The organism is Metapseudomonas resinovorans DSM 21078 (genome assembly GCF_000423545.1).
GTDB lineage: Bacteria > Pseudomonadota > Gammaproteobacteria > Pseudomonadales > Pseudomonadaceae > Metapseudomonas > Metapseudomonas resinovorans.
In genome coordinates, this window is the sequence record NZ_AUIE01000005.1 from 208,456 (window position 1) to 220,650 (window position 12,195).

General features: G+C 62.5%; 14 protein-coding genes. 9 read left to right on the forward strand and 5 right to left on the reverse strand.

What is annotated here, in order from left to right:
• On the reverse strand, positions 1 to 2,505 hold the full coding sequence (locus G559_RS0105640) for an ABC transporter permease (protein WP_028627309.1): 2,505 nt from the start codon (positions 2,503 to 2,505) through the stop codon (positions 1 to 3).
• Entirely contained in the window at positions 2,505 to 3,188 is a 684-nt protein-coding gene (locus tag G559_RS0105645) for an ABC transporter ATP-binding protein (RefSeq protein ID WP_028627310.1), read from the reverse strand. Before G559_RS0105645 ends, G559_RS0105640 begins: the two co-directional genes overlap by 1 nt.
• A 10-nt stretch (positions 3,189 to 3,198) precedes the next feature.
• On the opposite strand from G559_RS0105645, the gene G559_RS0105650 reads away from it, so the two are divergent.
• The 3 genes from G559_RS0105650 (at position 3,199) to G559_RS0105660 (ending at position 5,178) form a co-directional block, all read left to right on the forward strand.
• Positions 3,199 to 3,804: an arylesterase gene (locus G559_RS0105650; protein WP_028627311.1), complete on the forward strand. Its 606-nt coding sequence runs from the start codon at positions 3,199 to 3,201 to the stop codon at positions 3,802 to 3,804.
• Between the two features lie 56 nt (positions 3,805 to 3,860).
• Positions 3,861 to 4,142, forward strand: coding sequence for a hypothetical protein (locus tag G559_RS0105655; protein WP_028627312.1), 282 nt, complete (start codon positions 3,861 to 3,863; stop codon positions 4,140 to 4,142).
• Positions 4,143 to 4,215: 73 nt separating this feature from the next.
• A complete protein-coding gene (locus tag G559_RS0105660; RefSeq protein WP_028627313.1) occupies positions 4,216 to 5,178 on the forward strand; it encodes a L,D-transpeptidase family protein in 963 nt (320 codons plus the stop codon).
• A 197-nt stretch (positions 5,179 to 5,375) separates the two neighbouring features.
• On the opposite strand, the gene oprI is transcribed toward G559_RS0105660, so the two are convergent.
• Positions 5,376 to 5,627 carry an outer membrane lipoprotei OprI gene (gene oprI / locus G559_RS0105665; protein WP_003448337.1) on the reverse strand — a complete coding sequence of 84 codons (252 nt, stop codon included), beginning with the start codon at positions 5,625 to 5,627 and terminating at the stop codon, positions 5,376 to 5,378.
• A 455-nt stretch (positions 5,628 to 6,082) separates the two neighbouring features.
• Between oprI and G559_RS0105670 the strand changes: the two genes are divergently transcribed.
• Together G559_RS0105670 and G559_RS0105675 are read left to right on the forward strand one after the other, a co-directional pair.
• Positions 6,083 to 7,357, forward strand: coding sequence for a hypothetical protein (locus tag G559_RS0105670; RefSeq protein WP_028627314.1), 1,275 nt, complete (start codon positions 6,083 to 6,085; stop codon positions 7,355 to 7,357).
• A 19-nt stretch (positions 7,358 to 7,376) separates the two neighbouring features.
• Complete coding sequence (locus G559_RS0105675) at positions 7,377 to 7,661, forward strand: GNAT family N-acetyltransferase (RefSeq protein ID WP_028627315.1); 285 nt, start codon at positions 7,377 to 7,379, stop codon at positions 7,659 to 7,661.
• A 59-nt stretch (positions 7,662 to 7,720) separates the two neighbouring features.
• Here the strand turns inward: G559_RS0105675 and G559_RS0105680 are convergent, their stop codons facing one another.
• Complete coding sequence (locus G559_RS0105680; protein WP_028627316.1) at positions 7,721 to 8,794, reverse strand: 3-deoxy-7-phosphoheptulonate synthase; 1,074 nt, start codon at positions 8,792 to 8,794, stop codon at positions 7,721 to 7,723.
• Positions 8,795 to 8,962: 168 nt separating this feature from the next.
• A complete protein-coding gene (locus G559_RS0105685; protein WP_028627317.1) occupies positions 8,963 to 9,373 on the reverse strand; it encodes a PilZ domain-containing protein in 411 nt (136 codons plus the stop codon).
• Between G559_RS0105685 and G559_RS0105690 the strand changes: the two genes are divergently transcribed.
• From G559_RS0105690 to G559_RS0105705, 4 genes are read left to right on the forward strand one after another with little or no spacing between them, the layout of a single operon-like run.
• Complete coding sequence (locus G559_RS0105690) at positions 9,372 to 9,758, forward strand: YbbN family protein (protein WP_028627318.1); 387 nt, start codon at positions 9,372 to 9,374, stop codon at positions 9,756 to 9,758. The two genes, G559_RS0105685 and G559_RS0105690, sit on opposite strands and share 2 nt — an antisense overlap.
• Positions 9,759 to 10,712 (forward strand): putative 2-dehydropantoate 2-reductase, encoded by a 954-nt coding sequence (locus G559_RS0105695; RefSeq protein WP_028627319.1) that lies wholly within the window; start codon positions 9,759 to 9,761, stop codon positions 10,710 to 10,712.
• Between the two features lie 13 nt (positions 10,713 to 10,725).
• A complete protein-coding gene (locus tag G559_RS0105700) occupies positions 10,726 to 11,631 on the forward strand; it encodes a 5'-nucleotidase (protein WP_028627320.1) in 906 nt (301 codons plus the stop codon).
• A gap of 44 nt (positions 11,632 to 11,675) precedes the next feature.
• Positions 11,676 to 12,176 (forward strand): universal stress protein, encoded by a 501-nt coding sequence (locus tag G559_RS0105705; RefSeq protein WP_028627321.1) that lies wholly within the window; start codon positions 11,676 to 11,678, stop codon positions 12,174 to 12,176.
• Positions 12,177 to 12,195: the final 19 nt, after the last annotated feature.

Genomic DNA, 12,195 nt, shown 5'->3' on the forward strand with positions numbered 1-12,195 from the left:
TCAAGCTTCGCGCAGGACCGTCAGTGGGCTGGCGTTGAGTGCGCGTCGCGTGCCAATCACTCCGGCGGTACCGACCAGCAGGGCGCCCAGCAACGGCAGCAGGAGCAGCCAGGGGTGGGGCTGCCAGTGCAAGTCAAAGGCGAAGCGGTAGAGCAGGGCGCTGACCAGTTCGCAGCCGAGTGCCGCGAGCAGACCGCTGCAGGCACCGAGCAGCGCAAACTCTGCACGCCGTGCCTTCAGCAAGAGCTGCCGTTCGGCGCCGAGCGCGCGGAGCAAGGCGCCTTGGCGGATGCGCTCGTCCAGCGTGGATTGCAGTCCGGCGAACAGCACGGCAAGACCTGCGGCGAGGACGAAGAGCAGCACGAACTCCACTGCCAGGGTGACTTGGGCCAGGATGCTACGCAGCTGCGCCAGGATGGCCTCCACCTGCAGCAGGGTGACGGCGGGGAAGGCACGGGACAGCTCCACCAGCTCGCGGTCGTGGCGCGGGGGCAGGTAGAAGCTGGTGAGGTAGGTGACGGGGAGGTCGGAAAGGGTGTCCGGGGCGAAGATCATGTAGAAGTTCGGCTGGAAGTTGTCCCAGTCCACTTCGCGCAGGCTGGTCACCTGGGCATCTCGCTGCAGGCCGCCCACGCTGAAACTGAGACGGTCGCCAAGCTTGAGCCCAAGGCTTTCGGCGAGCTTGGCTTCCACCGATACGCCCGGCAACGCGCCTTTCGGCAGGCCAGTCCACCAGTGACCCGCCACCAGCCGGTTATCACTCGGCAGCATGGCCGACCAGGTCAGGCTGAGGTCACGCTGCACGGCACGCTCGCCCTGGGATTCCTTGCTGACGAGCTTGCGTACAGCTTCGCCATTGATGGCGGTGAGGCGGCCAGGCACCACTGGGTAGAGTGGTGTGGGGTGGGGCGAGAGGCTGGCAAGGCGGTTGGCGAAGGCCTCCTTCTCGGCAGGCAGGACATTAAGGGCGAAATGGTTAGGTGCGTTCTCCGGTAGCTGGTTTTGCCAGGTGTCCAGTAGTTCGCCGCGCAGCAGTGCAATCAACGCCATGGCCAACAGGATCAGGCCGAATGCCAGCGATTGTCCGGCTGCCGCCAGGGGGTGGCGCAACAGTTGGCCGAGGCCCAGGCGCCAGGGCAGGGTTGCACTGGCCAGGAGTCGCCGCAGTCCTTTCAGTCCAGCCAGTAGCGCGCCGCCCAGCAACAGGGCGGCGACCAGGCCGCCGCCGAGCAGTGCGAGCGTGAGTTTCAGGTCGAGGCTCAGGCGCCACATGATCAGGCCGAGGGCTAGAAGTGCGGCACCGTATATGAGCCAGGCGCTGGGGGGCAGCGGCAGCAGGTCGCGGCGCAGAACCCGCAGTGGTGGAACTCGACCCAGCGCAGCCAGTGGCGGCAGGGCGAAGCCGGCAAGGGCAAGCAGTCCGGTGGCGATTCCCGCCAACGCTGGCACCATGCCACCGGAGGGAATCACTGCTGGCAGCAACCCGCCCAGCAGTTTGAACAGCACCGCCTGCGCAAGCCAGCCGAACAGGGCGCCCAGCGCACTGGCGAGCAGGCCCAGTAACGCCAGTTGCAGGCCGAATAGAAGTAGGGCTTCACGGCGAGACAATCCAAGGCAGCGCAGCAAGGCGCTGGCGTCATAGCGGCGCGCGGCGAAGCGAGCGGCGGACAGGGCCACGGCAACCCCGGCGAGCAATACGGCAGCGAGACTGGCCAGGTTCAGGTAGCGCTCGGCACGGCCAAGGGCGCCGCCGATCTGGCGGTTACCCTGGCGAGCGTCTTCCAGCCGCTGGTTGGCCTCCAGGCCGGGTTCAATGGCAGCCCGGTAACGACTCAGGCGTTCATCAGGGCCACTCCAGAGTTCGCGATAGCGTACGCGGCTGCCGGGCTGTACTACACCGGTCGCTTCGAGGTCGTCCAGGCTGATCAGCACCCGTGGGGTGAGGCTGTAGAAGTCGCCGGCGCGATCCGGCTCGTAGGTCAGCACCCGTGTCAGGCGCAGGGTCTTCTGGCCGACGTCGATACTGTCGCCGGGTTTGAGATTCAGGGTGGCGAACAAGCGTGCCTCGGCCCACGCTTCGCCGGGTTCGGGGCCGCTGCCAGTCGTTTCTTCGCCATAGGGCTGCGCCGCGCTCTTCAGTTCCCCGCGCAATGGATAGGCGAGGTCGACGGCCTTGACGCTGGATAGCTGGATCCCGCTGTCAGCGGCGATCACGCTGGAGAACTCCACCGCGCGGGCGTGCCTCAGGCCTAGCTGCAGGCCGCTGTCGATCTGTTCGGCCTTGGCTGGAGATGAGCCACTGAGCAGCAAGTCGGCACCGAGGAACTCAGTTGCACGTAGCAGCATGGCGGCATTGAGGCGGGCACTGAAGTAGCCGATGGCACTGCTGGCGGCGACTGCGACCAGCAGGGAGAAGAACAGCACGCGTAGCTCGCCGCTGTGGGCATCGCGCCACAGCTGGCGTGCGGCCATTGCCAGCAGGCGCGCGAACGGCAGTCGTCGCATCAGGGCTCCACCTGCTCGACCAGGCGCCCGCCTTCGAGGCGGATCAGGCGACGGCAGCGATGGGCCAGACGCTCGTCATGAGTCACCAGTACCAGGGTGGTGCCGCGTTCCTGGTTGAGCTGGAAGAGCAAGTCGCTGATGCGCTCGCCGGTATGGCTGTCGAGGTTGCCGGTGGGCTCGTCGGCGAAGAGCACATCGGGCTCGGCGGCAAAGGCGCGAGCGATGGCGACTCGTTGCTGTTCGCCACCGGAAAGCTGGCGCGGATAGTGGCTGAGTCGCTGGCCAAGGCCGACCCGCTCAAGCAGTTGGCGTGCGCGTGCGCGGGCATCCCGGTGACCTTCCAGCTCCAGCGGGAGCATGACGTTTTCCAGTGCGTTGAGGTTGTCCAGCAACTGGAACGACTGGAACACGAAGCCGACATGTTCTGCGCGAACCCGCGCACGCTGGTCTTCGTCCAGGCTCGACAGGGCGCGGCCCGCCAGGTGCACTTCGCCGGCACTGGGCAGGTCGAGCCCGGCGAGCAGGCCGAGGAGGGTGGATTTGCCAGAGCCGGAGCTGCCGACGATGGCCAGGCTGTCGCCCTTGCCGAGGTTGAGGGAGAGGTCGTGAAGGATGGTCAGCTCGCCTTCCGCGCTGGGAACCACTTTGCTAAGGTTCCGCGCATCGAGAATGCTTGCGCTCATGGAGAATCCAATGCGTGCCTGGTTGTTGGGCGGCTGCCTGTCCCTGTTTCTGTTGGCGCAGGAGGCCATGGCGGGGACCGTGCTGGTCGTCGGCGATAGTATCAGTGCCGCTTTCGGGCTGGAATCCAGTCAAGGTTGGGTGTCCTTGCTGGAGAAACGCCTTGCCGAGAAGGGTTACAAGCAGCGTGTGGTGAACGCCTCGATCAGCGGCGACACCAGTGCTGGTGGGCTGTCCAGGCTTCCCGCGCTCCTAGCTGAGCACAAGCCGGAACTGGTGATAATCGAGCTTGGTGGCAACGATGGATTGCGCGGCCAGCCGCCGGCGCAATTGCAACAGAATCTTGCCAGCATGATCGACAGCTCCAAGGAGCAGGGTGCCTCGGTGCTGCTGCTCGGTATGCGCTTGCCACCGAACTATGGGGCTCGCTACATCACGGCTTTCGCGAATGTCTACAGCACGCTGGCCGCGGAGAAGCAGGTGCCGCTGGTACCTTTCTTCCTCGAGGGTGTGGGCGGTGTGCCGGAAATGATGCAATCCGACGGGATTCACCCTCGGGCGCAGGCCCAGCCGCGGTTGCTGGACAACCTGTGGCCGACCCTGGAACCCATGCTCTGACGCTTTTCCCGCGGCTCGCTTTCGGCTAATGTTGCGCACCCTCCCTGGAGTCCTCCATGCCGCGCCCCGTCTGGTCCCTGTTTGGCTACAAAGTAATAGAGCCTGACGAGCAACTCGACCTGTTCGCCTGTCGCGAAGTGCGTCTGCATCTGGTGGCACGCCAGCTCGAACTGGGAGGTTTCGCCGATCGAACTCTTTGCGGTGGCCTGCTGCCCGCTCAGCCGCGCTGGAGTACTCTGGAGCTGCAGCTGTTGCGTGACCGTCGCCTGTGCTCCAACTGCCGTTCTACCCTCGAAGCTCAGCGTCAGGGGCAGCACTCGGTCTGGTCGGAAGCCTGAGGGCTCCCGGTGCGGCTCGCGCCGGTGTAGAATTCCGAGTCTTTTAATCAGTCAATTTGTCAAGGATTCCCGGATGTTGCCGCGCTTTACAGCCGTCGCCCGCTCCCTGTCATTAGCGTCCCTGCTGGTGGCTGGCCCCGTTGCAGCCCTTGAGTTGCCCCTGCCGCCGCCCGGCGAAGACATCGTCGGCCAGGTTCAGGTGATCAAGGCCAAGTACGAAGACACCTTCGCCGATATCGGCGTTGCCAATGACCTGGGCTACCTGGAAATGGTCGCAGCCAACCCCGGCGTCGATCCCTGGCTGCCTGGCGCGGGCACCGAGATCATACTGCCGACCCGCTATATTTTGCCGGCGGGGCCGCGCGAAGGCATCGTGATCAACCTCGCCGAGTACCGGATGTACTACTTCCCGAAAGGGCAGAACGTCGTTCATACCTATCCGCTGGGAATTGGTCGTGAAGGCTGGGGTTCGCCCATCGCGCACACCACCATTACTGCCAAAACCTCCAACCCGGCCTGGTATCCGCCCAAGTCCATCCGGGAAGAGCATGCGGCGGAAGGCGACCCGCTGCCTGCCGTGGTGCCTCCGGGCCCGGACAACCCGCTGGGGCCGTTCAAGTTCAAGTTGGGCGTGCCGGGTTACCTGATTCATGGTTCGAACAAGAAGTTCGGTATTGGTATGCGCGTTAGCCACGGTTGCTTCCGCATGCTGAACAACAACGTCCTGGCCTTGGCAGCCATGGTGCCGGTGGGCACGCCAGTGCGCATCATCAACGAGCCCTACAAGTTCGGCGTCAGTGGCGGCAAGGTCTATCTGGAAGCCCACGCACCGCTGGATGACCACGGCGACCCGTCGGTGGTGGACAAGCACACCGCCGTGATCAATGCGCTGCTCAAGCGTGAGGAGTTGGTCAACACCATCCGCCTGGACTGGGACGTGGTGCGTGAAGTGGTTGCGGCTGAAGACGGCCTGCCGGTGGAAATTGCCGAACCCAATTCGGCGATGGCGGCCAGCACGCTGAACACTGCGCTGTAAGCAAATTCGCGCTTGAAGTAAGCCCGCTGAGCGATACGCCAGCGGGCTTTTCTTTTGCCCGCCAGTTTGATGCGCATGACTCAGGCTCTTGGGTAGAGAGAGGTGACAGGTTAAGCCGGTAAACGGGGGGTGAAAAAGTGAGGGCAATAAAAAAGCCGATCCAGCGAACTGGATCGGCTTCATAGCCTGAAAGGCTATTACTTGCGGCTGGCTTTTTCCAGCATACGCAGGGCGCGCTCGTTAGCCTCGTCAGCGGTCTGCTGGGCTTTCTGAGCGGCGGCCAGAGCTTCGTCAGCCTTGCGGTAGGCTTCGTCAGCACGGGCTTGAGCGCGAGCAGCTGCATCTTCAGTAGCAGTCAGACGGGCTTCGGTTTCTTTGGATACGCTGCTGCAACCGGTGGCCAGAACTGCGGCCAGAGCCAGAGCAGAGAATTTCAGAACGTTGTTCATCGTGTTCCCCTTAAGGTGGACATTTCCATAAAGCAATTCCCCGAGCTTGGGAAATTAGCCGGCGTACATACTACCCATAACTTGTAGTAAGTAAACTCACCTTACGCAAGGCAGGCACATTTTTTTCAGCTTGCCGGCTAGTTCACGAGCAAACAGCGAGGTCGCTGATCAAAAAACAGGCAGCTTGATTGTTCTTTGATCAGTCGAAATACCAAGTGTAGGCCCAAGCCAGCGGCTCGGGCAGGTTCTTGCCCATCTTCTGACAAACGTTACCTTGACCTGGGGCGGGGTTGTTGTTCGGGGGCGAAATTTGCTTTGAAAAAGGGAACTTTTTCAGAGAACCGGGAATTATCTTCATCTATACAAAGAGCGGCCGTGGTAGTGCCTACGGGTGGCTGATAAGCTCTCCTGGCTTCCGATATCCATAGCGAAGCGCAGACTCCAAGGACGTCACTATGTCGAAGATTTTGAAGTGGGGATTGCTCTCGGTTCTGGCCGTGGGTCTGATCATCAAGTTGTCGCTCTGGTGGTCGGTCAGATCGATCATGGATGACGCCATCAATAAGTTGTCGCCGGTAATGGATATCACCTACGGCGGCATAACTTCCTCCTTTGATGGTCGGGTCGGCCTGGAGAATCTTCAACTTCGTGTTCCGGCCATGGGGGACAGCCTGCAGGTGCAGCGGGCTGAGCTGAAGTTCAAGAGTCTGAGCGAACTTCTCAGCTTCAAGGAGCGCCTGGCGGAGGGCAAGTTTCCGGAGCAGATGGCGGTCAGCTTGAAGGGCATCGCACTGGACGTGCACGGTCCGTTCATGCAGCAGCTATACAACACCCCGGCAGAGCGCAGCGTGTTCACGGCAATGAGCGAAGTGGCTTGCGGCGAGGTGCGCAATATCGGTACCGACGAACTGCTGGAGATGGGCTATCGCACCCTGGAAACGGACGCGGAGTTCTCCTACCTGTTCCAGCCCGGCGCACAGAAGCTGAGCCTCAATCTGACTTCCGATACCCGCGACATGGGTGAAGTGCGCCTCAGTCTGTCCTTGTCTAACATGTCGGAGAAGCCGGGTGACCTCAGGGTCAATCCGCCGCATCTTTCCAGCGTGATTTTCGAGCTGAACGACAACCAGTACCAGCGCAAGGTGCAGCAGTTCTGCGCCGGTAAGCTCGGCCAGTCCGCCGATGTGTACCTGAACACGGCAATGCAGCAGTTCGACACCGTGCTGCGCAGCCAGCGAGTGGCCCTGGGGCAGTCGATGCTGGACGCCTACGGTCGCTACCTGAAGGACCCGCAGTCACTGCGCGTGGAGCTGACGCCGAGCGAAGGCATGGCCTGGGATGGGCTGCAGTTCTTCGATGCCAAGGATGTGGTGACCATGTTGCGTCCGGTCGTTCTGGTGAACCAGGAGCTGGTGCAGCCGGTCGAATTCGCCTGGGTCGATCCGGCGGCAGCGCGAATCGAGCACACGGCGCTGGAAAAGATCACGGCAGAAGGGGGAAACGAAGACGTCGAACGTGCCGTGCAGCAGTATGAGTTCGTCAATGTTGCCGACCTGTCGGGATATGCCGGCAAGCGGCTGCAGTTCATCACCTTCGATGGCGCCTATTACCAGGGTGTATTACACAAGGTGGAGAACGGGAAGGCGTATCTCAGTGTGCAGTTCGGTTCCGGCACGGCTGAGATGTTCCTTCGGCTGGAAAAGATAGATAAGGTACGGGTCAGGTTTTAGACCCCTCAGAGGAGTAGTGATGAGCGAGGCATTGTCCATCCACCATGACCAGGCAGGTCATCAGTTCGAGACCACCGTGGACGGTCATCGTGCATACCTGGCCTATATGGACCTGGGTAAACAGACGTTGGACATCTATCGCACATTCGTGCCGAACGTCCTGCGTGGTCGCGGGATTGCCGCGGCGCTGACTGAATCAGCCCTGGAATTTGCCGAGGATCATGGTTACACCGTGATCCCATCCTGCTCCTATGTCGAACGCTATATCGAGCGCCGCCAGCGTCAGTCCCACCAGAATGGCTGAATAGGCGCGCAATGAAAAACGCCGGGCATTTGCCCGGCGTTTTCGTTTCCAGCTGTCGATCAGCGCTGGCGCTTGGGCAGCACATCCTTGAGCTTGGCGTGCATGCTGCGCAGGGCTTTCTCGGTGGTGTCCCAGTCGATGCAGGCGTCGGTGATGGAAACGCCGTACTTCAGCTGGTCGAGGTCTTTCGGAATCGACTGGCTGCCCCAGCCGAGGTGGCTTTCCACCATCAGGCCGACAATGGAGTTGTTGCCTTCCAGAATCTGGTTGGCGACGTTGTCCATGACCAGAGGTTGCAGGGCCGGGTCCTTGTTGGAGTTGGCGTGGCTGCAGTCAACCATCACGTTCGGACGGATGCCGGCCTTGCTCAGCTCCTGCTCGCAGATGGCAACGCTGACCGAGTCGTAGTTCGGCTTGCCGTTGCCGCCGCGCAGGACCACGTGGCCATAGGCATTACCCTTGGTGGTGACGATGGAAACGCCGCCTTCCTGATTGATACCCAGGAAGCGGTGCGGGCTGGAAACGGACTGCAGGGCGTTGATCGCCACGGTCAGGCTGCCATCGGTGCCGTTCTTGAAGCCGACGGCGGAAGACAGGCCGGAAGCCATTTCGCGGTGGGTCTGGGATTCGGTGGTGCGGGCGCCGATGGCCGACCAACTGATCAGGTCCTGCAGGTACTGCGGGGAAATCGGGTCCAGGGCTTCCGTGGCGGTGGGCAGGCCTTTTTCGGCTAGGTCGCGCAGCAACTGGCGGCCAATGTGCAGGCCATCCTGGATCTTGAAGGAGTCATCCAGGTACGGATCGTTGATCAGGCCTTTCCAGCCGACGGTGGTGCGCGGTTTTTCGAAGTACACGCGCATGACCAGGAAGAGGGTGTCTGACACCTCGGCGGCCAGGACCTTGAGGCGATCGGCATACTCGTGGGCAGCCTTGATGTCGTGGATGGAGCAGGGGCCCACGACTACGAACAGGCGATGGTCTTTGCCATCGAGGATGTTGCGGACCACCTGGCGGCCGTTGGCGACGGTGTTCAGTGCTTCATCGGTCAGGGGAATTTCGCGCTTCAACTGCTCCGGCGTGATCAGGGTCTCGTTGGAGGCAACGTTAAGGTCGTCGATCTGTAAATCAGCCATCGTGCTTTTCATCGTTCAGGGTCGTCAGGTCACGGGTGCAGGCCGCCAGCGATCCCCGTATGGCGGAGAGCACAGCAGTAAAAACGCGGCGGGGACGGGAACCTTAACGCTTTCCACGCAGCCTCGACAATGGCGAATGCACGCGCCGGACGTGGAATTTGCACGATTTCAGACGGGGGCGAAGTCCGCAGCGTGCAGGGCGATCCATTCCTGTGCCACGGCCTCTGGTGCCAAGGCGTGGCCAACGGATGCCTCGCGTTGCTTGCGGTACTGCTCGATCAGGCAGATCTGCTCCACCATTCGTGCGCGGAACATGTTTTCCTCATCGGTGAAGGCGATGCCGATCATGTAGTCCTCGGCCAGTTTGCGGCACCAGGCCACTGCCCCGAAAAAACGGGCCTGATCGCCCAGCAAGGGGATGCAGAGTTCTATCGCGGTGCCGCGCCGAAACGCACGGGTGGAGTTGCATGCCACCCCACCCAGGCTGATATCGTGCAGCCGCTGCAGGGGTATGTGCCTGCCTTTGCGCGGAACCAGCTCGACGGGCATCTCCGTCGTGTGACGCAGGAATTGACGCATGACCGCAAACTCCCGATGCCTCGAAAGCGGCATCGCACAAGACACTATAGTGCCCGAGCTGGAGCTGACCGACCTCGATGCCGATCACCGTCTGCTCGACTTCCCTGGCACCTCCTTGGTGATCTTTACGAGCCCGGGATGCGCCAGTTGCCGCTGGGCCCGCCAGAATCTGCCGGGTGCGGCCTTGCCGGTGGACCGATTGTGCTGGATAGATGCCGGCAATAATGGTGGGCTGGTCCAGCGTTATGAGGTATTCCACCTGCCTGCGTTGTTCGTGGTCCGAAATGGCCTATTCCATGGCGCGCTGCACTCCAGCCTGCGGCGCGAAGATCTGATTCATGCCCTTGGCCGGGCATCGGCCCGGCCGGCAGAGGAGCTTCCCTAGATGAGTTCAAGCAAACCGCGCATCGGCATCATCGGTACCGGTGCAATTGGCGGCTTTTATGGCGTGATGCTGGCCCGCGCCGGCGCTGACGTGCATTTCCTGCTGCGCAGCGAGTACGACGCCGTGGCGGCTCGCGGCCTGCAACTGAACAGCGCGGTGCATGGTGCCCAGGCACTGTTCCCGGCCCAGGCCTACCGTGATGCAGCCGAAATGCCACCGTGCGACTGGCTGCTGGTCGGGGCCAAGACCACCAGCAATGCTGCATTGGCGCCGGTCATCGCCCAGGCTGCGGCGCCGGGAGCCAAGGTCGTGCTGCTGCAGAACGGCCTGGCGGTGGAAGACGAACTGCGTCCGCTGCTGCCCGAGTCCCTGCACCTGCTTGGTGGTCTCTGCTATATCTGCGTGCACCGCTCGGCGCCGGGGGTGATCGAACACCAGTCCCTGGGCGCGGTGAACCTCGGTTACCACTCGGGGCCGGCTTGTGACGAGGCGGAACGCCTGGCTCTGACGGAGGAAGGTTCGGCATTGTTCAAGGCCGCCGGCATCGATTCGGCCGCCGTGGCCAACCTTGAGCAGGCTCGCTGGCAGAAGCTGGTCTGGAATGTGCCCTACAACGGCCTGTCGGTGCTGCTGAATGCCGGTACCACCGCGCTCATGGGCAATGCCGACAGCCGTGAGCTGATCCAGGCGATCATGGAGGAAGTGGTGGACGGTGCTACTGCAGTTGGCCATCGCATCCCGGACAACTTCGCCGCCAAGCTGCTGGCCTCCACCGACCGCATGCCCGACTATCTGCCGAGCATGTACCACGACTTCGTGCAGAAGCGCCCGCTGGAACTCGGCGCTATCTATGAGGCCCCGCTTGCCGCAGCCTCCGCTGCGGGCTTCGAGATGCCGCGCGTTCGCGCGCTCTACCAGGCGCTACGCTTCATCGATGCGCGCAACCAAGGCTGAGAGGCGGACCTTCATGGGTAAAGGGCTGGGTGACAAGCTGGTACTGGCAATTTCGTCGCGGGCGCTGTTCGACCTGGACGAGAGTCATCGGGTCTACGAGGCGGAAGGTATTGAAGCCTACCGCCAGTACCAGATCGACCACGAGGAGGAGGTGCTGGCCCCCGGCGATGCCTACCCGTTGGTGGAGAAGCTGCTCGCCCTGAACGAGCAACTGGGCCAGCAGCGAGTGGAGGTCATTCTGGTATCGCGCAATAGCGCCGATACCGGCCTGCGAGCCTTCAACTCCATCCAGCACTACGGTCTGGGTATCTCCCGCGCCGCCTTCGTCGGCGGGCGCAGCCCGGAGCCTTACCTGCGCGCCTTCGGCTGTCACCTGTTCCTGTCTACCCACGCCGAAGACGTGCGGGGCGCCCTGCAAAGCGGGTACGCCGCTGCCACCATTCTCTCGGGTGGCCCGCGTCGTGCCGCCAGCAATGAACTGCGCATCGCCTTCGACGGCGATGCGGTGGTTTTCTCCGACCATTCCGAGCGTATCTACCAGACTGGCGGTCTCGAGGCCTTCCAGGCCCACGAACGGGACTCCGCGCGCGAGCCGCTGGATGGCGGTCCCTTCAAGCCCTTTCTCTCGGCGCTGAACCGGCTGCAGCAAGAGTTCCCGCCGGACGCCTGCCCGATCCGTACGGCGCTGGTAACCGCACGCTCCGCACCGGCGCACGAGCGAGTCATTCGCACCTTGCGTGAGTGGGACATTCGTCTGGACGAATCCTTCTTCCTGGGCGGGTTGGAAAAGGCAGCGATCCTCGAGACCTTCGGTGCGGATGTGTTCTTCGACGATCAGGCCGGGCACTGCGAAAAAGCGCGCGATGTAGTGGCTACCGGGCATGTGCCCCATGGTGTGAGCAACGAGCCGCAGTTCTGACTAAGCTCTGGTGAGGCCGGCCATGTAGGGCGGGAGGAGGCCTCATGATTCGCTCCATTCTCTATGCCACGGACCTCGGTCTCTATGCTCCCTATGTGCTGCAACACGCCTTATCCCTTGCCCGGGCCTTCAATGCCCAACTCTATGTGGTGCACGCGGTCGAACCCCTCGGGCTGTTTGCCGAGTCGGTGCTGCAGACCTATCTCGATGACGACACGCTGAACGAGCTGCGGGCCAAGGGGCTGGGCACCGTCATGTCGAGCATCGAGCAACGGGTGCTGGAGGGGTTTCGCGACGAAATGGGCGAGGCCGTGCAGGACCTGGACATGATTCGTGCCGTGCGGGTGGTCCAGGGCGATCCGCCGCTGGTCATTCTCGAAGAAGTGCAGAAACTCTCGGTGGACCTGCTTGTGGTGGGGAGCCACAGCCACGGGACCTCACTGGAAACACCACTGGGGCGAACCGCCGCACGCCTGGTGCAGTTGTCCGAAGTGCCGGTTTACCTGGTTCCCATGCTCCAGCATCGCGGACGTAACGACTTCTGATCGCCGCTGGTCGCACGTT